This is a genomic window from Arthrobacter sp. MYb224 (assembly GCF_002975455.1).
Lineage (GTDB): Bacteria > Actinomycetota > Actinomycetes > Actinomycetales > Micrococcaceae > Glutamicibacter.
The window spans coordinates 87,894-114,510 of sequence record NZ_PCPU01000001.1; the positions used below are offsets into that span (position 1 = coordinate 87,894).

A 26,617-nucleotide genomic window follows, 5' to 3' on the forward strand; every position below is an offset into this window, starting at 1 on the left:
TTAGATAGAAATATGCAAACGATGTTCTGGCCCGCAACGATAGCCATGCTCGGCGCTGCTCTGTTCCTTGGCGCCGCCGGTATCTTCCTGCTCGCAATCCAGTACCACCGCCACGGTCGCTTATCGTGGCGGCGCACGCTGACCACCGGCGCCGCGGTGATTTATGGTTTTGGATTATTCAGCTACACGATGCTTCCGCTGCCCGAAACACGTACCGCATTCTGCCGGCCCGGGGTGGCCATCCCGCAACTAAATCCTTTGAACTTTCTCAACGACTTCGCGCTGTCCTACGAACTGGGAATGCGTCACTTTCTGACGAGTTTCACGCTGTGGCAGGTCTTATTCAATGTGATCTTGTTCATGCCCTTGGGTATTCTGGCGGTTCGCTGGCTGCGCGGCAACATCTTCCTCGGCACGCTCATCGGACTCACCGCGAGCCTAGCAATCGAGCTGACCCAGTACACCGGCATCTGGGGACTCTACACCTGCGCCTACCGCGTGGCGGACGTGGACGATGTGCTGACCAACACCCTCGGCGCCCTGATCGGTTCGATCGTGGCATACCTGCCTATCTTCAGCTGGCTGACCGGACCCCGCGAATCGAGCGCTGCGAATGCCGCGCCGCGCGAGGTCACCCGGCTGCGCCGTTTTATGGCCAACGCCTTCGATATAGCTTTTGTGCTGGCGCTGGTCATGCTCACCACCTTTGTCCTGGAAATCGCCGAAAAACTGGGCGCACCGCAGGCCTCCTACAACCTGACCGAGCGGTGGATTCCTTCCATCTCCGTGCTGCTGGTCTTCCTGCTCCCCACCCTCGCGCCGGGACGCGCAAGCCTGGGTCAGCGTTGCGCCTGGATCCGTATCGCCGGAAAGCAGCGGCGCGAAGCCTCCGCGTGGCAAGCCTTGCTGCGCAGCCTTTTGGGGCTCGGCGGAATTTCCTTCGCCTTCCAAATCGCCGACAGCATCTGGGCGGTCAGCCCCTGGGCCTGGCTGAGTTTGCTAGTCCTGGGCTACGTGGTGCTCAGCTCGCTCTTCTTGCTCTTTGATCGTTCCGGCCAGGGTTTGGCCGGGCGGATCACCGGCACCAGATTTGTCGATCGCCGAATGCGCTAAGCGCGCACCGCACAACGCCCAGCCGATGAGGCTAAAATAGTTCCGGAGCCGGTGCCCGATACCGCTGGTAACTACATTCGCTTTGTTGACGTTCCTATTCATTTCTCGAAAGTAAGGTCTGCCCCGCAGCATGGATAACAAGCCAGAAATTCCGCGCGAGCCTCACCGCGCCGTCCTAGGAACCGCCGTGGGTGCCACGGTCTTGATCGCGATCGGTGCATTCGTCCTATCTTTTGCGGCCCTGACCGACCTCGCTGAACGCTCCGGCATCGACTCAAGCCTGGCCTGGATCTGGCCAATTATCATCGACGGTATGATCGTGGCCGCTACGGTTGCGATCGTGGCACTGAACGGGTTCAACCGCAAGGCAATGATTTACCCGTGGTCGCTGCTGTTCTTCGGCGCCATCGTGTCCACGGCGGCCAACTCCACCCACGCGATCCTTACCGTGGACTCGATCGTCAACGGCGTGCCACCGCTGGTCTCGGCGCTTGTCGCCGCCATGCCGCCAATCGTGCTGCTGGCCATCACCCACCTGACCGTACACATGTACCAGAAGAAGTCCGAAGCCTCGAAGCTTCGCGCCGAATACGAATACGATGAAGATGCGGCCAACGCCGAGAAGTACGGCGTCGCCTACGATGACGGTTACAACGCCGCGCTGACCGACTCGCAGCAGGCCGAAGCCGAACGCGTAGCCCAGCTGGAGCAGGATCACCAGGATGCCATCGCCAGGGCCCGTGCCGAGGCGATTGCCCAGTCGCGTGCCGAAAAAGTCACCCCGCTGAAGCAGGCTCCGGCGGCCAGCGCACCAGCCACCGCGGCCAAGCCGAAGAACGATGACAAGGCGCCATTGTACGAGGATATGGCCAAACGGCTTTCGCGTCCGCAGGCCTAAGGCTTCCACCCGTTTAGCAGCACACGAAGGACTTATTGCATTTCACCGCACTAGGAGGCAAGACTATGGATCAATCGACCAGCAGCACCGAACCGGCACAGTTCAGCGACCAGATCGACGAGGCAGTTACTCGTTTCGAAGCGGTCGGTGCCGAGCTCGACGAGGTGCTCAGCGCGATGAAAACCAAGATCCGTTCGTTGTTCCACGGCAGTGAAGTCCAACCCTTGTTCGTGACCGGAAGGGTGAAGACTCCGGAGTCCTTCCGGTCCAAGGCCTCGCGCCAGCTGCAGGAAACCCCGGAAACAAACCCGGTGCTCGAATTCCCCAACCCGTTGCGCGAAATCCACGACATGGTGGGGCTGCGCATCATCGTGATGCTGCCCCACGAAATCCAGCAGGTCGCTACGCTGATCAAGGCACACCGCGAGGACTTCGATTGCCGCAGCGACCGGGAGAAGGACATCGGTTCGGTGGAATCCGGAACCTACGGCTACTCCTCACGCCACCTGCTGCTCAAAACCCGCAATGAACCGAGCGTTTCCAAATTCCAGGAGGCCCTGGGCAAGCCGGTGGTTCCCAGCGGCAACTTCGTCTTCGAGGTGCAAATCCGCACGGTGCTCCAGCACGCCTGGAGCGAGATGGAGCACGATATTCGCTTTAAGCATCCCGGCGAGGCGGCCTGGAACCCGCAGATCGACCGGCATTTCACCGCGACCTCCGCGATGCTCGAAACCGTGGAGAACTACTTCACCGACATCGACGATCTCTACCACCGGATGAATGGCTATCACGACCGGCAGGGGCTGGGCGCCGAGAAGCTCTCGGGGGAGAAGATCGGTGAAATCTGGCAGACCCTGCTGCCGCATGTGGACCGCAAACGCGATGACGACTGGTCCTGGGCTGCCGAACTGCTCGGCGCGCACGGCATCGACGCGACCTGGCAGCTGGCCGAGCTCCTGGACGCGAATGTGGTCACCGAGGTCCGCGCGGCGCTGGACCACCGGTATTCTCCGGGGCCGGACCGGCTGCTCGACGACGTGCTGCTGTGGCGCTTCGGCAAGGAGCATATCGAAAAGACCAGCGGCTCGGATCTGCGCCGCGAGGCGTCGCTGCGCCGCCGGCTGATTCAGATGAAGGACTTCCGCTCCACGCAGCGCGGCTAAGCCACCTGCCTCCGCCCGCCACCAAGACCCGGTGGCGGGCGGCGGCTTTTTGCTTCCGATGTCGATTCGCACACAGTAAGGCATAACCCAGCTGGGCGACCGGTAGGATAGTAAAGTTGCCCTTGATAGGGCCAATAGATTTTCCTTACCCCGTTTCGAAAGGGCCACACCATATGATTTCCGTAGCCAACCTTGAGCTACGCGTCGGCGCCCGCTTGCTGATGGACGAAGTAAACTTCCGGATTGACAAGGGCGACAAGATCGGACTGGTGGGTCGTAACGGTGCCGGTAAGACCACCATGACCAAGGTTCTGGCCGGGGAAACCCAGCCAACCGGCGGCGACGTGTCAAACAAGGGCTCCATCGGCTACCTGCCGCAGGACCCGAAGACTCCGGACATGGAGCAGCTCGCGCGCGACCGCATCCTGGCGGCCCGCGGGCTGGATATCGTGCTGAACAAGCTGGCCAAGAACCGCGAGGAGATGGCCAGCGAAGACGCCAGCATCTCCGCCAAGGCCATGCGCCGCTACGACCGACTTGAAGCCGAGTTCATGGCCGCCGGCGGTTATGCCGCAGAATCCGAAGCCGCCGCGATCTGTTCGAATCTGGATCTGCCAGAACGCATCCTGGACCAGCCGTTGAGCACGCTCTCCGGTGGTCAGCGCCGCCGTGTGGAGCTTGCCCGCATCCTCTACTCGGACGCCGAAACGCTGCTGCTTGACGAGCCGACCAACCACTTGGACGCCGACTCCATCACCTGGCTGCGCGACTTCATCAAGAATTATGCCGGCGGCGTGCTGATGATCAGCCACGATACCGGCCTGCTGGACGCCACCGTGAACAAGGTGCTCTTCCTGGACGCCAACCGCGCCACGGTGGATGTCTACAACATGAACTGGAAGCGCTACCAGGTCCAGCGCGAAACCGACGAGCGCGCCCGCAAGCGCGAGCGCGGCAACATCGAGAAGAAGGCCTCGGTCTTGACGGCGCAGGCCAACAAGATGAAGGCCCGTGCCTCCGGTGCCTCCGCCGCCCAGTCGATGCTCAAACGTGTGGACCGCATGCTCTCGGGACTCGAAGATGTGCGTGCCAACGATCGTGTCGCGGCGCTGCGCTTCCCGGATCCTGCCCCTTGCGGCAAGACCCCGCTGATGGCCGAGGGCCTGTCGAAGGCCTATGGTTCGCTGGAGATCTTCACCGACGTGTCCTTGGCAATCGACCGCGGTTCCAAGGTAGTCATCCTGGGCCTGAACGGTGCCGGTAAGACCACCTTGCTGCGCATGCTGGCCGGTGTCTCCGAACCAGACACCGGTGAGATCGTTCCGGGCCACGGCCTGAAGATCGGCTACTTCGCCCAGGAGCACGACACGCTGGATACCGAAGCCACCGTGCTGGAGAACATGCGCCGCAACGCGCCCGATCACCTCAACGATGCAGACGTGCGTTCGATCCTCGGCTCGTTCATGTTCGTCGGCGACGATGTGTCCAAGTCCGCCGGGGTGCTCTCCGGCGGCGAGAAGACCCGTCTGGCCCTGGCGACCATCGTGGCTTCCAGCGCGAATGTGCTCTTGCTCGATGAGCCGACTAACAACCTCGACCCCGCCTCGCGCGGAGAGGTGCTTGGCGCGCTGTCCACGTTCCCGGGTGCCGTGGTCATGGTCAGCCACGATGAGGGCGCGGTGTCGGCCCTGAAGCCTGAACGCGTGGTCATCTTGCCCGATGGCGACGAAGACCTGTTCAACGACGGCTACCTGGAATTGGTCTCACTGACCTAAATCAGCGACTGCACATTCACCGCGGGCCGGCACACTTGCACAGTGTGCCGGCCCGCGGTGTTATATCCAGCCGTGAGGTTAAGTCTGCACTGTCTGCCGTCGGCTCGTGAAAATTCGTCCAAAGACGGGGATATTAGAAAATCCGGAGGCGGTGCACGCTTCCGGGAACTTGAGCACCTGGCTAAAACTATCGGAATTAACAGGTTCTGGCTCGAAGTAGCCGGTTGAAGTGCTGATCCATATCCACTTTCCAAGGAGAAAGTTCCTGCTATCTTGGAAGTATGGATAGTTCACCTGCTGACGATGGTCTTGATGGGTGGCCGCACCCCGACCCGAAGACTGCCGCTCGAATGCTGGAGGAGGCCAAACGGGTAGATGCTCGCACACAGGAACTAGTGGCCCAGAACCTCCAGTCCGCCCGTAGCAAATGGAAACCGGCGGTGTTCTTTACATATATAGCAACTTTTCTGTTGGTATTTACCGGACCTCTAGGGCATCTTGGCATTTCGGATGCATACGCCGGGCGGCTATGTGCGACATTGCTAATCCTGCCCATGCTTATGTACACGTTATTGATTCAGGGTGCTAATCATCGGGAATCGGCCTCAGCAGTTATTGTGTTGAAAGGTCGCAAGTTGGTTAGTGTCTTATTCGCCGTCCTTTTATTTGCGGCATTGCCGACTGCAAGTATGTTGGGAATCGCCATACCGTGGTGGATGTGTCTTGTAACAGCAGCGCTCATAGTCTTACCGATGGCTGCGAGCACGTTGGCCGGGCGCCGGCGCACCGGGAACCAGGTGCAGCAGAGTCGCAGAGCATGGAATCTCGCGCCGCTGAACCTCCGTACTCGGCTTGGCACTCTCGCAGCGGCCCTCTACTTAGGAATCGCGATTTTCTCGCTCTATTTTTCCTGGTTCGCTCTCGCCCAGTTCGTAATGAGCATGTTAATGTTGGCGCTGGTCATTTTAGGTGCCTCCAACAGAGGATTGGTCAAACTCGGTGCCCACTGGAGAGATCAAGAGTGGTTCGCTTTCGGATTGTCGTTTTTCTTGTACCAGTTGTCCATGCTGGTCGCTATACGCACGACATGGGACTCTCCTGTAGTTGGAGTCGTAAGCGCGATCGTTGTTGCGCTTCCCATGGCTCTCGGCGCGTTACTTAGCAAGCAACGATCATGAGCGGCGGAGAGAATGAGAAACAGCATCCACGACACCAACTGGATGATGCTTTGCTCACACCAGTTCGGTTTTCGCTCATGGCCGCGGTGCGAGAAGACGCAGAATTCGATTTTGCAACATTGCGGGACATGATTGAAACAGAAGATTCAACCCTTAGCAAAGCAATCAGCTACCTGCAAAAAACTGGCTATGTTGTGCCGCGAAAAGGGTATGTCGCAAATAAACCACGTACTTGGGTGCGTGCGACTCCGGCAGGAACTGCCGCATTTAGGCGTCATCTCGCAGCGCTTCAAGAAATTGCAGCTGGGCACGGCGAAGATCTGAGCTAATTCAGCAGCAGTGGATCGTCCGTTATAAAATTGTTCGGTTCCAGCAGGTTCACAATCTAACTCGTCTGGCGTGCCGCACTCTCGGAATCGCATACAGTTTTCACCAATTGTAAGAACGTCAGTTGATCAGATGCGACCATCACGGTAGCTGATTCGTTGTTCAGAATCTCTAGCCACTGGATTTGGAGTAGCTTCACAATTTTGAACCTGTTCTGATGGTTACCCAATCGCCCCAACCGCAAATTAATGCAGGGGGGTATAGATTGGTCTCACCGCAGTACGGTTCAATCCGCTCAAGATAGGACAGCGCAAGCTGCCGGAACGACTGGTTCCGCACACAGCGCTCCGCGCCTTCCTGCGATTCAACAGATTCAACTGACTTGAACCGGCCGCCGAACCAACGTTTTGTAAATTATCGGTAGCCTTACGCAATCCCGGGCAAAATTTTCCAAGATATTCCGGGTCGCTAAATCACTGGCGAAATGGCTAGGGCACCGAGATGTCTCGTTGGAGCTCGGATACCAGCCTGCGATGTGGAGGCGATCCATGGACGCAAGCAGCAACCCGGGGGACTGATCCAATATGCCGACGCACCTCGCTTGGGGGCAGATTCTCAGCTGAAACAACTGACCCTAACCGAGCTCCGGTTAGGGTCTGAAGTTTTGCTGTACTCAGCGCGATTCGCTGGAGGAGCTGGCGTCGCGCGGTTCATCGAGCATCGCGTCCTCGTAGGCCTCGTCGGTCAGCGTGCCGTCGCGCCTGAACTTCTTCTCCTGCTTTGCGCGCAGCTTGCGCACCCGGTGCACCGGTTCGTCGAAGCCCAGTGCCTTCGCCTCGGCCAGCTCGGCGGCGTCTTCGGCGTTGATCTTTCGCTGTTGCTTCACTGCGTACCAGAAGCCGACGAAGGCAAGCACGCCGAAGGCGTACCACTGGTAGGAGTAGGACAGGTGCGGACCTTCATCGGTGTCTGGCTTGTCCAGCGCAAGCGGCGTCGTGGCCGGCGCCGGATCTTCCGCGTACATGATGCCGTAGGCGCCTTCGGCGATTGGGTAGCCAAGATCCGCGGCATAGCCCGGCAGGAAGATGGAAGCTAGCTGGCCCTCGGGGGCACCACGATCCAGTTTGACTTCGGTTGGCTTCAGCCGAGCCTCCAGCGTGACGGTGCCCGTTGGGGGAGCCGGGACCTCATCGGGGCGACCGTTTTCGGAGTTGCCGATGGGCAGGTAGCCGCGGTCGATAATGACCGTGGCGCCGGACTCGGTGCGGAAAGGCACCAGCACCTCATAGCCCGGACGGGCCGCCTTGATGCGGTTGCGCACGATACGTGTGTCCTCGGCGAGGTACTGGCCGGTGAGCTTCACCGTCATCCAGGTATCTTCTTCGGGCAGCGCGTCGAACTTGGACAGGGCCGCGTTCCCGGAGACCGGTTCGGCATCGTAGTTGTTGTTCACGTGGGTGATCGCGGTGAGCACCTCGGCGCGGCGATCTGCCTGCCATTTGCCAAGACCCGTGCAGGCTGCGGCGAAGATCACGACGAGCAGCAACCAGCCCACCCAGCGGGTGCTGGCCAAAAAACGGTACATTTACTGATTGGCTCCTTCGCCCATTGGCAGGGTTTCCTTATAGAGCAAGCGTTCCTTGAGGTAGGTCTCCAGCCATTCGCGATGCTCTTGGCAGGCCAACCAGATCTTGCGTCGTTCCGGGGTGTGGATTTTGGGGTTGTTCCACAAAAGCTGGTATTCGGCGGGCTGGCGGCATCCCTTGCGGGAGCACTGCACCGGGGCCGGGGCGGAATTTGCGCCGCCAAGCGAACCTAACAGATCCATTTACTGCTCCTTCGGAGTCTCGGTTGGCGGGGCCGGCTCTACGAGTGTGCCATCGATGATGACCACCTCTGGTTCCTCGGCCCCGGTGGCCTGGACCTTGTTTTCAAGCTGTTCCGGTTCGATGCCCGTGTAGAACTCCGCCGGCGGCTCTCGCTTGGTCAGATCGGCACCTCCGTTGGCGATGACTACCGCGATATAGGGAAGAACGATCGCGCCGGCCAGCATGACCCAGCGTATCCAGCCTTCAAAAAAGAAAGCCAAGATGAAGCACACCATGCGCACGGTCATGGATATCGTGTATTTGCGCACACGCAGATCGCGCTCGGAGCTATGGGACTCGTGCGCTTCGGTAATGCGATGAACCGGCTGGTCCTTGGGACCGGGGTTCGAGTGCTGGTGTGACATGGCTTTCGAACTTCGCTCAACGGGGTTATTTCTGCCCCTATTCTCTCACTTGAGCCTGTGAGAACCGAATTTCTACATGCCGTCGAAGCGGTAATACTGCGTGGTAGCTAATAGGATTGTTCTCGGAGTAGCTACTGACCTAAGCAAAGTGCCTGATCCTTCGCCCGCAAATCGACGGCGTGCAGGAGATGCATGGATGGAGAAAAACATTGAGCACGGATACCACCAACGGCCGCAGCGTACTGGTCACCGGCGGAAACCGCGGAATCGGCCTAGCCATTGCGCGTTCGTTCGAAGCTAACGGCGACAAGGTAGCGATCACTTACCGCAGTGGCGAGGTGCCTGCCGGGCTGCTGGGCGTGAAGGCGGATGTCACCGACGCGGAGTCGATCGACGCGGCCTTCAAAGAGGTCGAAGCGGCTCACGGCCCGGTCGAGGTGCTCGTCGCAAACGCCGGTGTTACCAAAGACACCCTCCTGTTGCGCATGAGCGAAGACGACTTCACCTCGGTGATCGATACGAACCTGACCGGCGCCTTCCGTGTGATCAAACGCGCAACCAAGGGCATGCTGCGCCTGAAGCGTGGGCGCATAGTGCTCATCTCCTCGGTGGTGGGGCTCTACGGCTCGCCGGGCCAGATCAACTACGCCGCGTCCAAGGCCGGGCTGGTGGGTATCGCCCGTTCGCTGACCCGCGAGCTGGGTTCGCGCAATATCACCGCCAACGTGGTCGCCCCGGGCTTCATCAATACCGAAATGACCGCCGTGCTTCCGGAAGAAACCCAGAAGTCGTACCTGCAGTCCATCCCGGCCAACCGCTTCGCCGAACCCGAAGAGGTTGCCAACGTGGTCCGCTGGGTTGCCAGCGACGAAGCGGCCTACATCTCCGGTGCCGTGATCCCGGTCGATGGCGGCTTGGGCATGGGCCACTAGAACTACCCCCAATCTTCAATCATCCTAAGGAGTAAGAAAAGTTGAGCGAATACAAGGGTGCAATTGTCACCGGTTCTTCCCGCGGCATCGGCGCTGTCACCGCACAGATCCTCGCAGAACAGGGTGTCGGCGTGGTGATCAACTACCGCGCTAAGGCGCCACGAGCCAACAAGATCGTGAGCACCATCGAGGAAAAGGGCGGCAAGGCTGTCGCCGTCGGCTCGGACCTCACCACCGTCGAGGGCCCGCAGGCCCTGGTCGACGCAGCGGTCGAAAACTTCGGTTCCCTCGACGTGCTGGTGCTGAACGCCTCCGGCGGCATGGAAACCTCTATGGGGGAGAACTACGCGCTGCGCTTGAACCGTGACGCGCAGGTCGCAATGCTCGAGGCGGCCCTGCCAAAGCTGAGCGAGGGCGGCCGCGTGGTCTTCGTGACCAGCCACCAGGCGCACTTCATCAAGCAGGTCTCCACCATGGATGCCTACGACCAGGTCGCGCAGTCCAAGCGTGCGGGTGAAGACGCCTTGCGCGAGTTCATCCCGAAGCTGGCCGAGAAGAATATCGACTTCGTTGTCGTCTCCGGCGACATGATCGAGGGCACCATCACCGCGACCCTGCTCAACCGCGTAGAACCGGGCGCCATCGAGGCCCGCCGCGAGGCCGCCGGCAAGCTGTACTCCGTCGAGGAGTTCGGCGCCGAGGTTGCCAAGATGGTCTTCGCCGAGGTGGAAACCGGTCACACCGAGTACGTTGGCGGCGCCGAGGACTTCCTGAAGCAGGCAGGCCAGTAACTACCTGCTGATCAGCTGATCAACTCCAAAGCCTGTTGCCCGCCCCCAGAGTTGGGGGCGGGCAACAGGCTTTTTAAGCATCCGATCGAGGGGCGTGCCGTCGGGGCTGGCCTGCGAAGAATCCGCTGAGGTTAGCGTGTCCACTGATAGGGGGTGGTTGCGGAGACCTTCAGCAGACCATAGCGTTCGAGGATGGGACGGGAGTACTCGGTAGAGTCGCTATGGATCAGCGTTTTGCCCAACTTCAGCGCGGAGCGGGCCCGAGCAGCCGTCAGCGCACGGTAGATCCCGCTTCCGCGCCATTGCTCAAGGGTTCCGCCGCCCCAGATGCCTGCAAATTGCGTTCCGGGAACGGGTTCAAGCCTTCCGGCACTGACGATCTGCCCATTGGCTTCGGCAACCCAGAGTTCCATCCCGTCATCGGTGGCCAGGCGCTGCAACACCGCCTCGGCGTGATGCTCCGACACCGGATCGCCGAAGGCCTCATCCTGCATCGCACACATCGCGCGCACTTCTGTCGCGGTTGAAACTTGGCGCAGCCGAACGCCTGCCGGCAACTCGACGTCCACCGCGAGATCCGCTGCCGGCCCAATCATGATGGACTCGGATTCTTCGGCAACGAATCCATGGGCTAGCAACTCGTCGTGCAGTCCGGGTGCATGATCGTGACCGCGCGTCTTCCACTCAACCCGGGTGATCTCGGGCGCTAGTTCGTAGTGGGTCAATGCCTCGCCAACTAGGCTGGAAAGATCAATCCCGCTGGCCCGGTCAACGTGCGGGTAGGTGATGAACCCTCGGCCCTTCGCGAAGCTCACCAGGCGCAGTGGACCGAGCCGTGCCACGTTGAGCGCGCTCGGCGTTTCTGCATCGGTGCGAAGCTGCTCGTCGTATAAACCAAGAAATTCTGCGGCCAATGCTGTGCCCATGGTTGGTTCCCGCCTGCCGGATGGATCAAAAGGGCGCCTCCTGAATAATCAGAAGGCGCCCTGGGAAGTTGTGCGGTTACGGCTTCTCGCCGCAGACCACCTTGTGCCATGGCTGGTAGGTCCAGCTCTTGACATCCGGTGGCAGGGTTTTCGAACCGTCAACCGTCGTGCGATTGCGCGTGATGTCGATGGTGAAGCCCTTCTGCCCGCCGCTTTCGGAAACACATTCCTTGGCGGTGTTGTACTTGGTCTCCGGGTTCGTCTGGTTGTACTTGCCCGAGCTCTTCTGCGAGACCTTCCAATAATCGGTGCTCCACAGCCGAGTGTGCACCCGGTCCCCGGATACCCAGGCCTGGATCATCACACCATAGGGGGAGTTGTTCTTCCAGATCATGTCGACCGAGCCTTCCCACAGGGTGGCTTCGCGCCCGGCCGGGTAGCGTTCGAACCAGCGGGAGTGCGGCTTGTGGGTGACGTCGTCGTAGCCGGCAAGGAAGCCGACGTTGTACAACTGGGTAGAGATCTGCGACAGGCCGCCGCCAACTGCTTCAGTGGAGAAGCCGTCGACCACCACACCGGAACCGAAGTAGCCGTTGGCCACGGTGATTGGGCCCAGGGCCTTGAGCAGCGAGAAGTTCTCCCCGGGCTCGATCACGGTTCCGTTGATGCGTGCCGAGCCCGCACGCAGGTTCTTGGTGCGGACCGTGTCATTGGCCGGGTAGGGGGTCGAGAATTCGACGATCTCTTCTTTGATGCCCAGCTTCTTGGCGTCTTCGGTGGTGAAGTCGGCCTCCGAAGCGCTCAGCACCACCTTTGCGGTGCGTTCCTTGGTTTCGGTCGCGGCCAGTACCTTGGCACCGAGGCCCTTGGTCTCGAGCGCGACACCGGGCACCGATTTCTTGATGGTGGGCTTGCCGTTTGCCAGCGTGATGCGGGCGTTCTTGGCCGTGCTGCTCAGCTCGGAATTCTTGGTCGCCGCGTTGAAAAGCTTCTTGTCGTCCAGGGTGATGGCCGGGGCGCCGTCCTTCGGCGTGTAGCTGGCCGCGGCGGCGATCGAAGCGGTCGAAATGTCGACCTTCTTCTGATCTGAGGTCAAGGTGACCTTGTCCTTGAGCAAGGACTTCACCTGGTCGTCATAGAAGGACTGCAAGGCATCGGGGGAAATCTCCGGCTTGGTGACCTCGCTGGGCAGCTCAATCCCGGCTGCACCGATGCGCCATTCTTGGCTCAGCAAGCTGGCGGCCTCATCTTGCTTCAACACGACGCCATCAACGGGCGCGACGAGCGTTGATTTGCCCTCGGCGAAGGTGATATCTCCCTCGGCGACCTCGGCGTTTGCCTTCTTGGCCAGCGCCTGAAGTTCGGTGTTGAGCTTGTCGTTGGCTACGTCGATGCTCGCGGTGGCGGTGTATTTGCCGGTTAAGCGATCGAGCAGATCGGCCGGGTTGGCTTCGTATCCGGTCAGGTCGGCGACCGTGTCATCGATGTTGAGCGTCAGCCCCGCCTTGGCCGGATCAATTTTGTAGCTCTGGGCATTTACCAGGACCTCGAAGGGCTCCGCCGCCAAGGGCGCCACGGATTCACTCAGGGCAGCTCGTGCTTCGTCCTGGCTCATCGAACCGATGTTCACCCCGGCGATGCTCGTATTAGCCGGGATCTGGGCGCTCACGAAGGCTGCACCGCCGAAATAGAGCGCCGCCGCAGCCACCACGCACGAACCGGTAATGATCCAGGGCTTGGCCTTGCTCTTGGCCTTGCCCTTGGAACCGTTGCGAGCGGAGGGTGAGGATGAACTGTCCGGGGAGGGAGTCTGCACTTGTCTGTTAGCTCTTTCGAAAAGCGATTGGGGTCGGGCACGGTACGTGAATTATTACTTCCAAGTACAGCAATGCACCAAAAGAAATACTAACGGGTGGAGCAACCGACACGCGGTGTTGTGTGAGCAATCGCCTGAATTGTTATCGAGTTGTTGGATTTCAGGCCGCCAGGTCATCCAATACTAGGTCGGCGATCACATCCAGGCGGCCAAAATCGATGCGCGCGCCCGCTTGCTCACGCAGCGCCGGCTTCGCGTTGAAGGCTACACCCAGTCCTGCGGCGTTGACCATGTCCAAATCGTTGGCACCGTCCCCGGCGGCGATGGTTGCCTCCATGCCGATGCCGTGTTCGGCCGCCCAGGCGCGCAGCATCTTTTCCTTCATGGCGCGATCCACGATCTGGCCATGCACGGTGCCGTCGAGCAGACCCGCGGTGATGCCCAGGGTATTTGCCAGCGCGTGATCCAGCTTGAGCTCTGCCGCCAAGGGGTCCAGGATCTGCTGGAATCCGCCGGAGACCACGCCGACCAGGTGCCCGGCTGCATGGAAGCGCTGCACCAGTTCGCGTGCGCCGTCGGAGTAGACCACGCGCGCAATGACTTCGCTCAAGACGGTTTCCGGCAGGTCTTTGAGTGTGGCCACACGCTGAACCAGCGATTGGGCGAAGTCCAATTCCCCGCGCATCGCAGCTTCGGTGACCGCGGCGACCTCCTCCTCGCGCCCGGCATGGGCCGCAAGCAATTCGATGACTTCCTGCTTGATCAGGGTTGAATCGACATCCATCAGCAGCAGCATGCGCGGCGCATCGGTCAGCGCGGAATCCACCACGGTCACGCATGCGTCCGCAGCAGCAAGCGCACCGGTTGCGACGTAGGCGTCAAAGGCCTCTTGCGCCGCGATTCGCAATGCGGTCGAATCAGCATTCTCGATGCGCACCCTAGCCACCATGCGCTCGGCTGAATGCTGCACGCTCAATGCGGCGTCGGCGGCGAGGGGCAGGGCCTTGCCCACATGGTCGATGAGCGAATCGAAAGTTTCGCGGGGTAGTGCCGGTCGGGAGACGAGGGTCAAAGTTGAAGCCATGAAACTATTTTCGTCTCTGGAGCCAAGTACGACCAAACATGACGGTCGGTTCCTTTCCGCTGGCGGTAGAGCTAATGCACTTGTACACGTTGGTTCAATGAGTTTCGGATGGCCAATGTGCCAGCAGGCCTGATGGACGCGAGCGATCCGTTGCCGGGATTACCCAGCTCGGCGCGCACCACCTGCTCGGGTGAGTCTGGTTTCTTGTCCTTGACCACCGAGCGAGAGAGGATTTCCGCAGCAGGATTCGGCTCACCGATGCCGAAAGCGAGAAACTGCCCGGTGCCGGGTTAGCTTCTCGCCGCGCACTCAGCGGGAAGCCTGCCGGTGATCCGCCTCCTTGGCGAGCGGGGTGCCCGCCACGGCTAGACTGCTATTCGGCGCTCGGCCGGTCCACCACGGGCTGTGGAGTCATATTGCACAGCTGCAGCGGTGTTTTCAATTAGTGAATCAGAGAACGAAAGTCTAGGCTTAAAAACCATGAGCGAAGTGCTAACTTTCAACGATGTCAGCGTGGTGCGCGGGGGTAAAGACCTGCTCAACGACGTGTCCTGGGAAGTCACAGAAGGCCAGCGGTGGATTGTGCTGGGCCCCAATGGCGCCGGCAAGTCAACCCTGATGAACATTGCAGCCACCCGTCTACATCCCTCCCGCGGCACCGCGGGCATTTTGGGCGAAACCATGGGCAAGGTCGACGTTTTCGAACTGCGGCCGCTGATCGGCTTGAGCTCGGCACTGGTCGCCAACGCTATTCCCGGCAACGAGACAGCGCTGAATGTGGTCCTCACCGCCGCGTACGGGATGACCGGGCGCTGGCGCGAGAAGTACGAACGCCTCGACGAACGCCGGGCCTTCTCGATGCTCCACCAGTGGGGCATGTCCACCTTCATGAACCAGCCATTCGGCAAGCTATCCGAAGGCGAGCGCAAGCGCGTACTCATCGCCCGTGCGCTGATGACCGACCCGGAACTGCTGATTCTCGACGAACCAGCCGCAGGCCTGGATCTTGCCGGGCGCGAAGAACTGGTGACCAAGCTCACCGAGCTGGCCGCCGATGAAGACTCCCCGGCCCTGGTGCTGGTGACCCACCACCTCGAGGAAATACCGCCTGGCTTCACCCACATCTTGATGCTCAAGGACGGCGAAGTGGTCGCCTCGGGCGAAATCGCCTCCACCCTGACCGAGGAAAACCTCAAGGCAACCTACGGGATGGAGCTGAGCATGCGCGAAGACGCCGGCCGCTACTCCGCCGTCGCGCGCCGCCAAGGCTAAGGACGCGCTGAACTGTGATCGAATTTTGGCGTGAAGCGTTAATCCTGCTCGGCGGCCTGTGGGCGGGAACCATCAACACGGTGGTGGGGTCGGGCACGCTGGTGACCTTCCCCATCCTGGTCGCATTGGGAATCACCCCGGTCAACGCGGTGGTCTCCAACGCCATGGGCCTGATCGCCGGAGGCTTCTCCGGCGCCTGGGGCTACCGCCGCGAAGCGGCCAGCGTGAAGAAGACCCTGCTGAAACTGGTGCCGGTCTCCCTGATCGGCGGACTGATCGGTTCGCTGCTGCTGCTGAACCTGCCCGAATCGGTGTTCGGTGTGGTCGCCCCGGTGCTGCTGCTCTGCGCCTTAGTGCTGGTCATCTACCAGCCGAAGCTCGCCGCCTGGGCCAAAACCCGGCAAGCGCAGCGCGGCGGAAGCGACCCGGACGACGCGGACCGCGCGAAGATCCCGTTGATCCTCTACGTGCTGGTCTTTGTCATCGGCGTCTACGGCGGATACTTCACCGCCGCCCAGGGCGTGCTGCTCATGGCGGTCTTCGGCGTCTTCCTGCAAGCTTCCCTGCAGCAGTCCAACGCCATCAAGGTGATCCTTTCGCTGCTCGTCAACCTGGTCGCGGCCGGGATTTACCTGCTGATCGCACCGGAACGCATCCACTGGCTGATCGTCCTGCTGATCGCCGTCGGCTCGCTGATCGGCGGGTTCATCGGCGCGAAGGTGGGACGCAAGCTCTCCCCGGGATGGCTGCGCCTGGTCATCGTCATCCTCGGCGTCGTCGCCTTGGCGAATATGCTCTACAAGCTGGTAGCCGGTGCCTGAGATCACCAACCCCGAACGCATCCTGCGGGTCGAGGATCTGCATGAGGATGCGCGTTTGGACGAATACCTGCGCCTTTCCGAAGCCCATCTGCGCATGCGCACCGACGTGGAAAACGGCCTGTACATCGCCGAAAGCACCACGGTGGTCACCCGCGCCATCAACGCCGGCCACGTGCCGCGCAGCTTCCTGCTGGCCGAAAAGCACCTGGACCAGCTGGCCGAAGAGTTCGAACGCTTCCCCGAGGTGCCGATCTTCATCGGCAACGACCGGCAGCTGCAGGACCTGGTCGGCTTCCACCTGCACCGCGGCGCGATGGCCTCGATGAACCGTCCGGCACCGCTGGACCTGGGCCAGGTGCTCACCGCTAGCTCGCGGATCGCGATCCTCGAAGACATCGCCGACCACACCAATCTCGGCGCGATCCTGCGATCGGCCTCCGGACTGGGCGTCGACGCGGTGCTGATCACCCCGAAATGCGTAGACCCCTGGTATCGGCGCAGCGCGCGCGTGTCCATGGGCACCGTCTTCGACCTGCCCTGGGTGCGGCTGAACTCCTGGCCAGAGGATATCGCGATCCTCAAGGACCATGGCTACACGATGCTGGCCATGGAACTGACCGAGGACGCGGTGGCGCTCAACGAGGTCGAGATGACCGAAGGAAAGAAATTTGCGATGATCCTGGGCAACGAAGGCAGGGGAGTGGCAGAGCAGACCCTGGCCTTGGTTGACCAGGCGGTGATGATCCCGATGCGCCGCGAAGTCTCCTCGCTGAACGTCGGCGCGGCCAGCGCCATTGCCTTCTGGCACCTGTGCTCCGCGCCACGCAATTGAGTTTCGCAGAACTTGGTTTTGTGGGATAGGATGGAATGTCTGTGTATCGACCCTGGTCGAGGTCGCAGGCTAATTTTCCGAGCAAGTAGCTGCTGGCAAAATCCAGTGGCCATAAACCAAAAGGTGTATAGCTATGAAGGCTGATATTCATCCACAGTACGGTCCAGTTGTCTTCAACGACCTGGCTTCCGGCGAGCAGTTCCTGACCCGTTCGACCCGTTCGTCGGACAAGACCATCGAGTGGGCAGATGGCAACACCTACCCAGTGATCGACGTCGAAATTTCGGCTGCATCGCACCCGTTCTACACCGGTAAGCAGCGCATCATGGACACCGCTGGCCGTGTCGAGCGCTTCAACGCCCGCTTCAAGGGCTTCGGCGGCAAGAAGTAATTCTTCGCCCCTCGCAAGCTTAAAACGGCGCGATTCCAGTTTGACTGGAATCGCGCCGTTTGCTTTTTAACCGGCAGCACACCGCCGGTCGATTGGCCTGCGCAGCCGAGGTGTCACAGATCCGGCGCGGGCGGTGTCTTCATGTCATAGGACCCAGAACCGACCCGCAGGAGGAGTCATGACCAACAGGATCCCGGCCACAGAAATCACCGGTCTCTACGGTGCACTCATCAAGAAATTCAGCGCGAAGATGTTCGGCAAAGTCCCGGAATCCCTGGGCGTGATGTGGCACAACAAGCCCGTGCTCAAGGCATCCATGGGCATCGGGCAGAAGGTGCAGAAGTGGGACAGCTGCGATGAGTCGCTGAAGTCTTACGCCCATATGGCCGTGGCCTCTTTCATCGGCTGCACGTGGTGCCTGGACTACAACTACTTCATGGCGCACAACCACGGCCTGGACCTGGACAAGGCCCGGCAGATCCCGTGCTGGCGCGAGTCCGAGGTCTTCACCCCGCTGGAGCGCGACGTCCTGGAGTATGCAGAGGCCATGAGCGCCACGCCCGTCTCGGTGACCGACGAACTCTCGGCACGGCTGCTCGAGCAATTGGGCGCGCCGGCGCTAGTCGAACTGACCAGCGTCATCGGCTTCGCCAACCTCACCACCCGCAGCAACGTCGCCCTCGGCATCGAATCCGAGGGATTCGCCGATTCCTGCGGGCTGAAACCGCTCGCGGAGCGCGGCGGCCGCGGAGTAGCATAGGCGGCATGAGCAACCTCGGCGCCGCTGACCTGCAGGATCCGTTCCTCGTGCACCGCGGCCTGCTCTTCACCGTCGCCTACGAGATGCTCGGCTCCGCGGCGGATGCCGAGGACGTGGTGCAGGAAGCCTGGCTCCGTTGGGCTGAACTGGACCCCGGCGTCCGCGCGGCCGTCCGCGACCCGCGGGCCTACCTCGTGCGCACCGTCAGCCGCCAGGCGCTCAACCGCCTGCGCACGCTGTCCAGGCGGCGGGAGGACTACGTCGGGCAATGGCTGCCCGAGCCCCTGCTCACCGTGCCGGATGTCGCCGAGGACGTGGAGCTGGCCGAAAGCGTCTCGATCGCCATGCTCACCATCCTCGAATCGCTCGCCCCCGTGGAGCGTGCGGTATTCGTGCTGCGCGAAGTCTTCGACGTGCCTTACGCGGAAATTGCCGAGTCCGTGGGCAAGTCGGCGGCCGCCGTGCGCCAGATCGTCAGCCGTGCACGCTCTCATGTGGCCGCCCGGCGCCCCCGCATGCGCGTGGATCGCAGCGAGCAGCGGGAAGTCGTGGAAAGCTTCCTGGCGGCGGTCACCACCGGGGATGTGCAGGGGCTGATGGACGTGCTGGCCCCCGAGGTCATACTCATCGCCGACGGCGGCGGCGTCGCCCAGGCCGTTCGGGTGCCGGTGTACGGTGCGAGGAAGGTGACCAATCTGCTGCGGCTCTTCCCGGAGGCCGCGCAAAACCCGAAGATCGTGCTTCTCTGGCTCAACGGGGCCCTGGGCATCCGCATCGACGATGAAGCAGGCGGTCCCTCACTCATAAGCCTGGTGGTGGAGGAAGGCAGGGTCGCACGGATTTTCGCCATGCGGAATCCGGACAAGCTCGGCCGCGTGGAGGCGGAGACCCGGCTGGAGCGCTAGCCGCTGAATAGCCGCGGTGATCGCCGCCGGCAAGGAGTAACTAGTCACCCCTCGCGCCCTTTGCGCTTTAACTCCCCTCCAGCCTCAGACGATAGAATCGTCCCATGAAGCATCATGGCGAATACAAGGTAGTCGGCGGCAAATTAGTCGTCGTAGATCTCGAAAGCAGCAACGGGGTGATCGCCAATGCTTCGGTGAATGGCGACTTCTTCCTGGAACCGGACGAAGCCCTCGAAGACCTCAATACGGCTCTCGACGGGCTGCCCACCGAAGCCAGCCACGGCACCATCCGCGACGCGGTCAACGCGAATCTGCGCGAAGGCGCGGTGCTGTTCGGCTTCGACGCCGACGCGGTGGCTCGTGCGGTACGCCGGAGCCTGGGCCACGCGACCAAATGGGAGGACCACCAGTGGGAAATCCTCGGCCCGCAGATCATCCCGGTAGCCGAACAGGTAGCACTGGATGAGGTGCTCACCCGGCAAATCGCCGCCGGGGAACGCAAACCCACCATCCGCTTCTGGGATTGGGACGAATCCGCGGTGGTTATCGGTTCCTTCCAGTCCCTAAAGAACGAGGTGGACATGGAACAGGCCAAGCACCACGGCATCAAGGTGGTCCGCCGCATATCCGGCGGCGGCGCGATGTTCATGGAGGCTGGCAACTGCATCACCTATTCGCTGTACGCCCCGGACTCCCTGGTCGATGGGATGAGCTTCGCAGACTCCTACCCGTTCCTCGACGACTGGGTAATGCAGGCCCTGGAATCAGTGGGCATCAAGGCGTACTACAAGCCGCTCAACGACATTGCCACGCCCAGCGGGAAGATCGGCGGCGCGGCGCAAAAACGCCTGGCCAACGGCGCGCTGCTGCACCACGTGACGATGAGCTATGACATCGATGCGCAGAAGATGGTCCAGGTGCTGCGCATCGGCCGCGAAAAGATCTCCGACAAGGGCATCACCTCGGCGGTCAAGCGCGTGGATCCGCTCAAGTCGCAAACCAGCCAGGACCGCTCCCAGCTCATCTCTACGATGATGGACACCTTCGCCAAGCGCACCGGCGCCACCCGGGCGCAGCTCGATGCGCAGACGCGAAAGGCCGCCCAGGACCTGGCCGAATCGAAATTCGACACCGAGGCCTGGACGGCTCGCGTTCCGTAGAGCCGGGGTAATCTAGCGGCTGATCCGGCTGAAGGACTGCGCCTGCAGGCTGCGCTGAAGCTCTGCACGTTCCTCGATGAGGATGCGTTGCAGGGCGGCCGGCGCCGACTGGTTGGCCTCCAGCCAGGCGTTGGCCGCAAGCAGTGTCGGGTTCTGCTCCGGGTCGCCGGTCAGATCCTGGATGCCCGGATAGAGCCCCTCGATCACGCGCGTGGCGAATTCCATGCTCATCGTTTCGAAGACCGGCAGGATGGCCGCCCAGTAGCGCCGCTGGCAGTCGGCCAGGAGGCTGGGAGATCCCATGGCGAAACCTTGGGCGATCGCCGAGAGCGCGTCGTTGGACAGCGAACCGTTGTCGTCGTGGCCCATCAGCACCGTGTCGAAGGCGGCTTCCTTGACCGCGGCATCCGGGCGGGCGGCCAGCGCGGTGCGCACCGAGTTCTGCGCGACGCTGGTCGGGTTGGCCTTCGCCGCCTCATGCATCCGCTCCTGGGCGGCGGAGTCCAACCGGCCGGAGGCCGCGAGGGCAATATAGCTGGCCCAGCGCAGCTGCTCGTCGACGGTGACTCGATAGGGATTCGGTTCCTCGGCGAGGAAGGAATCGATGATCTCCGGCGCCACTCCGGAGCGCGCCAGACGGGCCAGCATGCGCGCGGTGGTGGTTTGCTGGTCGCTGCCGGAAGCGAAATCCGTGAGCCAACCGGTGAGCACCCGAGCCGCCTGCTCGCGCAGTGCCGCGCGAAGTTCCGGGGCGACATACTTGGAGATCGAGGTGGCCAGCTGGTCCAGCAGCACCGAGAACACCCCCGAGTCCTCGATGGTGTGGGCGTGCTCCAAAATCGCCGCCACATAGCTTTGCGCATCGAGTTTTCCCTGGCGGACCGCATCCCAGAGCGAGGCCCAGCAGGTGGCACGCGGCAAGGAGTCGCGCAGCGCCCCCAGGTGCTCCAGCAGGGTCTGCAGCGAGCGCTGGTCGAATTCGATCAACGCGTAGGTTTCATCCCCGTCGTTGGGCAGCAACAGGTCCGGGGCGCGCTGGCCAACCAGGAAATCCAGGTCGACGCTGGCTCCCAGCAGTTCCACGCGTTGGGATTCGCTGCGCTCCAAGATGCCGGCGTGCAGCGTGTAGGCGGACACGCTCAGCACGTGGGGGCGGATGATCGGCTCGCCGCTGATCGGGTCGGTCCCGCGCTGCTCCAATTGCGCGGCGGTGATCAGGCCCGATTCGTCCACCGTGTAGTGCGCCGCGAGCTTCGGCACCCCGCTGGTCTTCAGCCAGGCATCGGCCCAGCCGCGCATATCGCGCCCGCTGGCCTTTTCCAGGGCCTGCAGGAAGTCTTCCAGCGTGGTGTTGGCGTACGCGTGCTCGCGGAAGTAGGCGCGCGCCGCATCGCGGAACGCCTCCGCGCCGACGTAGGCGGCCAGCTGCTTGAGCACGGACGCGCCCTTGGCGTAGGTGATGCCGTCGAAGTTCTGGTCTGCGGCCAGCAGATCCGGAATATCCGCCACGATCGGGTGGGTGCTAGGCATCTGGTCCGCCACATAGGCCCAGGCCTTGCGGCGGGCGGCGAAGGTGGTCCAGGCGGTGGTGAAGTCGGTGGCCTCGTCATTGGCCAGGGTGCCGATGTAGTCCGCGAAGGACTCCTTGAGCCACAGATCATCCCACCATCTCATGGTGACCAGGTCGCCGAACCACATATGCGCCATCTCGTGCATCAGGGTGTTGGCGCGTTGCTCGTGCTGGGCCTCGGTGGCCTGCGAGGTGAAGACATAGCGTTCGGTGAAGGTCACCAGTCCGGGGTTTTCCATGGCGCCGAGGTTGTATTCGGGGACGAAGGCCGAGTCGTATTTGCCCCAGGGGTAGGGGAAGTCGAAGAGTTCGTGGAAGTAATCCAGGCCCTGGCTGGTCAGCTTCAGGATCTCTTCGCCGTCGAAGTGCTCGGCCAGCGAGGCCCGGCAGGTGGCCGCCATCTCGATGCTCAGCTCTTCGCCGTCGGCCAATTTCTGCAGGTGCGTTCCGCGCACCACGTGGTAGGGGCCGGCGAGCACCGCGGTGATGTAGCTGGAGATCGGCGCGGTCGGCGCGCAGGAAACGGTTTTGCTGCCGTCGCCGTTGTTGACCTCGTCGAGGATCTGCTGGTTGCTGGCCAGATGCCAGCCTTCCGGACCGGTGAGCGTGAAGCGGTAGCTGGTCTTCAGATCCGGCTGCTCGAAGCAGGCGAAGACGCGGCGCGCCTCGGAAGGCTCGAACTGCGTGTAGAGGTAGGTCTGCCCATCTTGCGGATCCACGAAGCGGTGCAAGCCCTCGCCGGAGCGGGAATAGCTCGAGCGTCCGGCGATCCGCACGGTGTTCGGTGCGTCGGTGCGCAATCCGCGCAGATAGATGCGGGCGTCGAGCACCGCATCGGCCACCGGGATTTCGGACCCGTTGAGCACAATGCTCTGGATCGACTCGTGTATGTAGTCGATGAAGGTTTCGGGGGAGGCCGAGGTGAAGTTCAGCGTCGTCACCGCGGCGAAGGACGTTTCCGCTCCGGCGGTGGCATTGCTCAGGTCAAGCTCGACTTCTGCGAAGTGCCAACTGATGTTGGCGGCACGCCAAGCTGCCTCGTCGCGTCGCAGGTTCTCATTGGGTGCATAGCGTTCTAATGTGTCCACCCTTACAGCTTAGCTGTGAAATAAATGTTTGATAATGCCTCAGGGGATGGCACTTATTTCGCCGCGGCGTGCATTCGGGCTAGCAGTTGGCGAATTCCCTGGAAATGCTCGGCCAGCAGCAGGCGGGCCTGCTCGATGTCCTTGGCGCGAACCGCCTCGAGAATCGCGCGGTGGGCCGCCGCGGTCTCCAACAGCGTCGGCTTATCCGGCTCGGCCTGGCCGATCACGTCGTGGATCGAATGGTAGACCTCCCAGAACACGCCAAGCAGATTGCTGAGCAGGGTGTTATTCAGCGGCTCGAAGAGGATTCGATGGAAGTCCCGGTCCGCGTCGGTGAACATGTCGCCATCGACCGCCGATTGCTCCATGCTCACCACGCTGGCCTCCAGCGCAAGCAGGTGTTCTTCGGTCACCGCGCGGATGGCCTGGTCGATCAGCCCGGTCTCCAGGGCCTGGCGCACATCGACCAGCTCTCCGGCCTCGTGGCCGCGGTGGCGCAGCGACATCTGCCCGCGGAAGGAGAGCGAATCGTGCAGCGCGCTGAGCGTATTCTCCGCGACGAACATGCCAAAACCGTGCCGGGTGTCGATGATGCCCAGCGCCTGGAGCACCTTCACCGCTTCGCGCAGCGAATTGCGCCCCACGCCCAGCTCGGCCATCAAATCCTGTTCGGTGGGCAACGGGTCTCCGGGAAGCAGATTCCGTTCCAGGATCAACGCGGTGATATCGGAGGTCAGCGCCCGCAGGCGTGACTTTGCATCGGTGCGGCGTGGCCCGTTAGTTGTCATGAACTTCTCCAATTTTCCAATTCGCGGTTGTGAGCTAGTTGACCACCGCTAGTGATTACCATTACAGTCTAGGCTATAGATCGGACATCCTACGTCCGATGAACTGACTTTATTTCCTTGGAGGTGGCATCGATGGCACTTAACGAAGTGGCAAGTAAGCCCTATGCTCGTCGAGACTTTTTGAAGATTACCGGCATGGTCGGCGCGGCCGCTGCATTCTCCGCCAGCCTCGCCGCTTGCTCATCGGGCAGCAGCGCCGAAGGATCCGGCGGATCCGGGTCAGCTGCCGCCGCAGGCCTGCTCACCGCCGGCATTTCCTATGCCCTGTCCACCGGGTTTGACCCGATGACCTCCTCGGGGGCCACGCCCTACGCGGCGAACATGCACATTTTCGAAGGCCTGGTCGATCTGCACCCGGCCACCCGCGAACCGTATCTGGCGCTGGCCGCCGCCCAGCCGGTCCAGGTCGACGACACCACCTGGGAAGTGGCGCTGCGCCAGGACGCGACCTTCCACGATGACAAGCCGGTCACCGTCGAGGATGTGGTGTACTCCTTCGAACGCGTGCTGGACACCAAGAATGCCTCGCTGTTCGCGCAGTTCATCCCGTTCATCAAGTCGGTCAAGGCCAAGGATGCAAACACCGTTTCCTTCACCCTGAACTACGCCTTCCCGCTGTTCCCCACCCGGATCTCGGTGGTCAAGGTCGTCCCGAAGGCCATCGCCTCCAAGGACCAGCTGGCCTTCGACGCCACCCCGATCGGCTCGGGCCCGTACAAGTTCGTTTCCGCCACCAAGGACGACAAGATCGAATTCGCCAAGCACGCGGGCTACAACGGCAGCCAGGTGGCCACGGCCGAAAAGATGACCTGGTTCCTGCTCTCCGATGCGGCCGCCCGGGTAACCGCCATGGAATCGGGCCGCGTCCAGGCCATCGAAGACGTGCCCTACCTGGATATGGAGCGCCTGAAGGCAAAGGCCAGCGTGGAATCGGTGCAGTCCTTCGGCCTGCTCTTCTTGATGTTCAACTGCGCCGAGAAACCCTTCGACGATGCCAAGGTCCGCCAGGCCCTGCACTACGGGCTGGACACCGAATCCATCATCCAGACCGCGCTGCTGGGCAATGCCAAGGCCGCGACCTCCTATGTGCAGGACACCCACCCGGAGTACCTCAAGGCGGACACCGTCTACAACTACGATCCGGCCAAGGCCGAAGCGTTGCTGAAGGAAGCCGGAGTGGGCAACCTGAGCTTCGAGCTGAAGACCACCGACACCTCCTGGGTGAAGGACATCGCCCCGCTGATCCTCGAATCCTGGAACAAGATCCCGGGCGTCTCGGTGACCATGCAGAATCTGCAGTCCGGTGCCCTGTACGCAGACAATGTGGACTCCGGGAAGTTCACCGTGGTCGCCGCCCCGGGCGACCCATCGGTGTTCGGCAACGACCTGGACCTGTTGCTGTCCTGGTTCTACCGCGGAGATGTCTGGCCCAAATCCCGCTTCCGCTGGAGCGGAACCAAGGAATACAAGGACCTGCAGACGCTGCTCGACCAGGCGGTCAAGGCCGAAGATGCGGCCAAGGCGAAGGAAGCGTGGGGCAAGGCCATCAACCTGATCGCCGCCGAGGTGCCGCTCTACCCGGTGCTGCACCGCCAGCTGCCCACCGCCTGGAACCCCGATGCGGTCGAGGGCTTCGCGCCGCTGCCGACCACCGGGGTGTCCTTCGTCGGCGTATCGCCTAAGGCCTAGCCGCACCGCCTGGCCGGGCACCGCCTTTGCGGGCGGAGCCCGGCCAGAGACGAGCCACATTCACTTCCCAACCCAACGGAGTCCTTGCGTGGGAAATTTCCTCAACCTGCTGCTACGCCGCCTCGCGGCACTGCCCGTGATGATTCTGGGCATCTCGCTGCTGGTCTTCATCATCCTCAAACTCGCCCCCGGCGACGAGGCAACCAGCGCCCTGGGCGAAGGTGCCTCGGCGGCCGCCAAGGAAGCCTACCGGGAAGAACGCGGACTCAACGATCCGATCTTCATCCAGTACTTCGCCTTTCTCGCCCGGCTGATCCGGCTGGACTTCGGCAGCACCACGCCGCCCGCCCAGTCGGTGAGCACCATGATCCAGGGCGCCTTCCCGCTGACCTTGCAGCTGACCTTCCTCGGGGTGGTCATCGCCGTGGTGATCTCGCTGGTCTTCGGTGTGCTCGGCGCGCTCTACCGCGACAAGTGGCCGGACCAGCTGGTGCGCATCTTCTCCATCGCCGCGATCGCCACCCCGTCCTTCTGGCTGGGCATCCTGCTCATCCAGTGGTTCGCCCTGGGCGCGAACCCGCTCTTCCCCTCCGGCGGCGCCGCCCCGGCTGGCGGCGGCTTCGGCTCCTGGCTGAGCCATATGGCCCTGCCCGCGCTGGCCCTGGCCATCCCGGTCTCCGCCTCGCTGACCCGCGTGGTGCGCACCTCCATGGTCGAGGAGCTGGACCGCGACTACGTGCGCACCGCCATCGGCAACGGCGTGCCCCGCAACGAGGTGGTCAGCCGCAACGTGCTGCGCAACGCACTGGTCACCCCGGTGACCGTGCTGGGGCTGCGCATCGGCTACCTGCTCGGCGGCGCGGTGGTCATCGAAATGATCTTCTCGCTGCCCGGCATGGGACAGCTGATCATGAACGGCATCACCAATCAGGACACGAACCTGGTCCAGGGCGTGGTGCTGACCATCGCGATGACCTTCGTGCTGGTGAACATCGCCGTCGACCTGTTGTACCTGCTGATCAACCCACGTATTAGGACGGTGTAG

At 62.1% G+C, this 26,617-nt stretch carries 25 protein-coding genes; 17 read left to right on the top strand and 8 right to left on the bottom strand.

Annotated elements, in window-relative coordinates; translation table 11 throughout:
• Window positions 1-21 precede the first annotated feature (21 nt).
• The 6 genes from CQ017_RS00435 (at window position 22) to CQ017_RS00460 (ending at window position 6,456) form a co-directional block, all read left to right on the top strand.
• Window positions 22-1,113 (top strand): VanZ family protein, encoded by a 1,092-nt coding sequence (locus tag CQ017_RS00435; protein ID WP_176484295.1) that lies wholly within the window; start codon window positions 22-24, stop codon window positions 1,111-1,113.
• Window positions 1,114-1,243: 130 nt separating this feature from the next.
• Window positions 1,244-2,011: a DUF2637 domain-containing protein gene (locus CQ017_RS00440; RefSeq protein WP_096288785.1), complete on the top strand. Its 768-nt coding sequence runs from the start codon at window positions 1,244-1,246 to the stop codon at window positions 2,009-2,011.
• A 65-nt stretch (window positions 2,012-2,076) separates the two neighbouring features.
• On the top strand, window positions 2,077-3,174 hold the full coding sequence (locus CQ017_RS00445) for a GTP pyrophosphokinase family protein (protein WP_096288783.1): 1,098 nt from the start codon (window positions 2,077-2,079) through the stop codon (window positions 3,172-3,174).
• 173 nt (window positions 3,175-3,347) lie between these two features.
• Window positions 3,348-4,949, top strand: coding sequence for an ABC-F family ATP-binding cassette domain-containing protein (locus tag CQ017_RS00450; RefSeq protein WP_096288781.1), 1,602 nt, complete (start codon window positions 3,348-3,350; stop codon window positions 4,947-4,949).
• A gap of 395 nt (window positions 4,950-5,344) precedes the next feature.
• Entirely contained in the window at window positions 5,345-6,127 is a 783-nt protein-coding gene (locus CQ017_RS00455; protein ID WP_146112394.1) for a hypothetical protein, read from the top strand.
• Window positions 6,124-6,456, top strand: a complete 333-nt coding sequence (locus CQ017_RS00460; RefSeq protein ID WP_096288777.1) for a transcriptional regulator — start codon at window positions 6,124-6,126, stop codon at window positions 6,454-6,456. The genes CQ017_RS00455 and CQ017_RS00460 overlap by 4 nt, the downstream gene beginning before the upstream one ends.
• Before the next feature lie 671 nt (window positions 6,457-7,127).
• On the opposite strand, the gene CQ017_RS00465 is transcribed toward CQ017_RS00460, so the two are convergent.
• Genes CQ017_RS00465 through CQ017_RS00475 form a run of 3 tightly spaced genes read right to left on the bottom strand, consistent with a single transcriptional unit; the run spans window position 7,128 to window position 8,687 of the window.
• Entirely contained in the window at window positions 7,128-8,039 is a 912-nt protein-coding gene (locus CQ017_RS00465; RefSeq protein ID WP_105552067.1) for an SURF1 family protein, read from the bottom strand.
• Window positions 8,040-8,282 (bottom strand): acetone carboxylase, encoded by a 243-nt coding sequence (locus tag CQ017_RS00470; protein WP_105552068.1) that lies wholly within the window; start codon window positions 8,280-8,282, stop codon window positions 8,040-8,042.
• Window positions 8,283-8,687: a DUF3099 domain-containing protein gene (locus tag CQ017_RS00475; protein WP_105552069.1), complete on the bottom strand. Its 405-nt coding sequence runs from the start codon at window positions 8,685-8,687 to the stop codon at window positions 8,283-8,285.
• Window positions 8,688-8,896: 209 nt separating this feature from the next.
• Here CQ017_RS00475 and CQ017_RS00480 point away from each other — a divergent pair, with 209 nt between their 5' ends.
• A complete protein-coding gene (locus tag CQ017_RS00480; RefSeq protein ID WP_096288768.1) occupies window positions 8,897-9,619 on the top strand; it encodes a beta-ketoacyl-ACP reductase in 723 nt (240 codons plus the stop codon).
• Between the two features lie 41 nt (window positions 9,620-9,660).
• A complete protein-coding gene (locus tag CQ017_RS00485) occupies window positions 9,661-10,410 on the top strand; it encodes an SDR family oxidoreductase (RefSeq protein ID WP_105552070.1) in 750 nt (249 codons plus the stop codon).
• Window positions 10,411-10,541: 131 nt separating this feature from the next.
• Here CQ017_RS00485 and CQ017_RS00490 read toward each other — a convergent pair whose 3' ends face one another.
• The 3 genes from CQ017_RS00490 to serB form a co-directional block, all read right to left on the bottom strand.
• Complete coding sequence (locus CQ017_RS00490; RefSeq protein ID WP_105552071.1) at window positions 10,542-11,336, bottom strand: GNAT family N-acetyltransferase; 795 nt, start codon at window positions 11,334-11,336, stop codon at window positions 10,542-10,544.
• A gap of 76 nt (window positions 11,337-11,412) precedes the next feature.
• The gene (locus CQ017_RS00495) at window positions 11,413-13,152 is read right to left on the bottom strand and encodes a VanW family protein (protein ID WP_105552072.1); all 1,740 of its coding nucleotides are present in this window, start codon (window positions 13,150-13,152) and stop codon (window positions 11,413-11,415) included.
• A gap of 160 nt (window positions 13,153-13,312) precedes the next feature.
• Window positions 13,313-14,236, bottom strand: coding sequence for a phosphoserine phosphatase SerB (serB, locus tag CQ017_RS00500; RefSeq protein WP_105552073.1), 924 nt, complete (start codon window positions 14,234-14,236; stop codon window positions 13,313-13,315).
• A 480-nt stretch (window positions 14,237-14,716) separates the two neighbouring features.
• Between serB and CQ017_RS00505 the strand changes: the two genes are divergently transcribed.
• The 7 genes from CQ017_RS00505 to CQ017_RS00535 all read left to right on the top strand — a co-directional run bounded on the left by CQ017_RS00505 (window position 14,717) and on the right by CQ017_RS00535 (window position 20,377).
• Window positions 14,717-15,508 (top strand): ABC transporter ATP-binding protein, encoded by a 792-nt coding sequence (locus tag CQ017_RS00505; RefSeq protein ID WP_105552074.1) that lies wholly within the window; start codon window positions 14,717-14,719, stop codon window positions 15,506-15,508.
• A gap of 14 nt (window positions 15,509-15,522) precedes the next feature.
• Window positions 15,523-16,329: a sulfite exporter TauE/SafE family protein gene (locus CQ017_RS00510; protein WP_096284302.1), complete on the top strand. Its 807-nt coding sequence runs from the start codon at window positions 15,523-15,525 to the stop codon at window positions 16,327-16,329.
• Window positions 16,322-17,161 carry an RNA methyltransferase gene (locus tag CQ017_RS00515; protein ID WP_258133437.1) on the top strand — a complete coding sequence of 280 codons (840 nt, stop codon included), beginning with the start codon at window positions 16,322-16,324 and terminating at the stop codon, window positions 17,159-17,161. The genes CQ017_RS00510 and CQ017_RS00515 overlap by 8 nt, the downstream gene beginning before the upstream one ends.
• Window positions 17,162-17,294: 133 nt before the next feature.
• Window positions 17,295-17,552: a type B 50S ribosomal protein L31 gene (locus tag CQ017_RS00520; RefSeq protein ID WP_096284304.1), complete on the top strand. Its 258-nt coding sequence runs from the start codon at window positions 17,295-17,297 to the stop codon at window positions 17,550-17,552.
• A 178-nt stretch (window positions 17,553-17,730) separates the two neighbouring features.
• Window positions 17,731-18,312: a carboxymuconolactone decarboxylase family protein gene (locus CQ017_RS00525; protein ID WP_105552075.1), complete on the top strand. Its 582-nt coding sequence runs from the start codon at window positions 17,731-17,733 to the stop codon at window positions 18,310-18,312.
• Between the two features lie 5 nt (window positions 18,313-18,317).
• Window positions 18,318-19,217, top strand: a complete 900-nt coding sequence (locus CQ017_RS00530) for an RNA polymerase sigma-70 factor (RefSeq protein ID WP_181150477.1) — start codon at window positions 18,318-18,320, stop codon at window positions 19,215-19,217.
• A 104-nt stretch (window positions 19,218-19,321) separates the two neighbouring features.
• On the top strand, window positions 19,322-20,377 hold the full coding sequence (locus CQ017_RS00535) for a biotin/lipoate A/B protein ligase family protein (protein WP_105552076.1): 1,056 nt from the start codon (window positions 19,322-19,324) through the stop codon (window positions 20,375-20,377).
• Window positions 20,378-20,389: 12 nt separating this feature from the next.
• Here the strand turns inward: CQ017_RS00535 and pepN are convergent, their stop codons facing one another.
• Window positions 20,390-23,035: an aminopeptidase N gene (pepN, locus tag CQ017_RS00540; RefSeq protein ID WP_105552077.1), complete on the bottom strand. Its 2,646-nt coding sequence runs from the start codon at window positions 23,033-23,035 to the stop codon at window positions 20,390-20,392.
• A gap of 53 nt (window positions 23,036-23,088) precedes the next feature.
• The gene (locus tag CQ017_RS00545) at window positions 23,089-23,823 is read right to left on the bottom strand and encodes a FadR/GntR family transcriptional regulator (RefSeq protein ID WP_105552078.1); all 735 of its coding nucleotides are present in this window, start codon (window positions 23,821-23,823) and stop codon (window positions 23,089-23,091) included.
• Window positions 23,824-23,955: 132 nt separating this feature from the next.
• Between CQ017_RS00545 and CQ017_RS00550 the strand changes: the two genes are divergently transcribed.
• Together CQ017_RS00550 and CQ017_RS00555 are read left to right on the top strand one after the other, a co-directional pair.
• Entirely contained in the window at window positions 23,956-25,572 is a 1,617-nt protein-coding gene (locus CQ017_RS00550; RefSeq protein ID WP_105552079.1) for an ABC transporter substrate-binding protein, read from the top strand.
• A gap of 88 nt (window positions 25,573-25,660) precedes the next feature.
• A complete protein-coding gene (locus tag CQ017_RS00555; protein WP_176484106.1) occupies window positions 25,661-26,617 on the top strand; it encodes an ABC transporter permease in 957 nt (318 codons plus the stop codon).

Bases quoted from the DNA above. Each gene is read 5' to 3' on its own strand.
- CQ017_RS00435 (WP_176484295.1), top strand. From the start codon at position 22: ATGTTCTGGCCCGCAACGATAGCCATGCTCGGCGCTGCTCTGTTCCTT.
- CQ017_RS00440 (WP_096288785.1), top strand. From the start codon at position 1,244: ATGGATAACAAGCCAGAAATTCCGCGCGAGCCTCACCGCGCCGTCCTA.
- CQ017_RS00445 (WP_096288783.1), top strand. From the start codon at position 2,077: ATGGATCAATCGACCAGCAGCACCGAACCGGCACAGTTCAGCGACCAG.
- CQ017_RS00450 (WP_096288781.1), top strand. From the start codon at position 3,348: ATGATTTCCGTAGCCAACCTTGAGCTACGCGTCGGCGCCCGCTTGCTG.
- CQ017_RS00460 (WP_096288777.1), top strand. From the start codon at position 6,124: ATGAGCGGCGGAGAGAATGAGAAACAGCATCCACGACACCAACTGGAT.
- CQ017_RS00465 (WP_105552067.1), bottom strand. From the start codon at position 8,039: ATGTACCGTTTTTTGGCCAGCACCCGCTGGGTGGGCTGGTTGCTGCTC.
- CQ017_RS00470 (WP_105552068.1), bottom strand. From the start codon at position 8,282: ATGGATCTGTTAGGTTCGCTTGGCGGCGCAAATTCCGCCCCGGCCCCG.
- CQ017_RS00475 (WP_105552069.1), bottom strand. From the start codon at position 8,687: ATGTCACACCAGCACTCGAACCCCGGTCCCAAGGACCAGCCGGTTCAT.
- CQ017_RS00490 (WP_105552071.1), bottom strand. From the start codon at position 11,336: ATGGGCACAGCATTGGCCGCAGAATTTCTTGGTTTATACGACGAGCAG.
- serB (WP_105552073.1), bottom strand. From the start codon at position 14,236: ATGGCTTCAACTTTGACCCTCGTCTCCCGACCGGCACTACCCCGCGAA.
- CQ017_RS00505 (WP_105552074.1), top strand. From the start codon at position 14,717: ATGAGCGAAGTGCTAACTTTCAACGATGTCAGCGTGGTGCGCGGGGGT.
- CQ017_RS00520 (WP_096284304.1), top strand. From the start codon at position 17,295: ATGAAGGCTGATATTCATCCACAGTACGGTCCAGTTGTCTTCAACGAC.
- CQ017_RS00525 (WP_105552075.1), top strand. From the start codon at position 17,731: ATGACCAACAGGATCCCGGCCACAGAAATCACCGGTCTCTACGGTGCA.
- CQ017_RS00530 (WP_181150477.1), top strand. From the start codon at position 18,318: ATGAGCAACCTCGGCGCCGCTGACCTGCAGGATCCGTTCCTCGTGCAC.
- CQ017_RS00535 (WP_105552076.1), top strand. From the start codon at position 19,322: ATGAAGCATCATGGCGAATACAAGGTAGTCGGCGGCAAATTAGTCGTC.
- CQ017_RS00545 (WP_105552078.1), bottom strand. From the start codon at position 23,823: ATGACAACTAACGGGCCACGCCGCACCGATGCAAAGTCACGCCTGCGG.
- CQ017_RS00550 (WP_105552079.1), top strand. From the start codon at position 23,956: ATGGCACTTAACGAAGTGGCAAGTAAGCCCTATGCTCGTCGAGACTTT.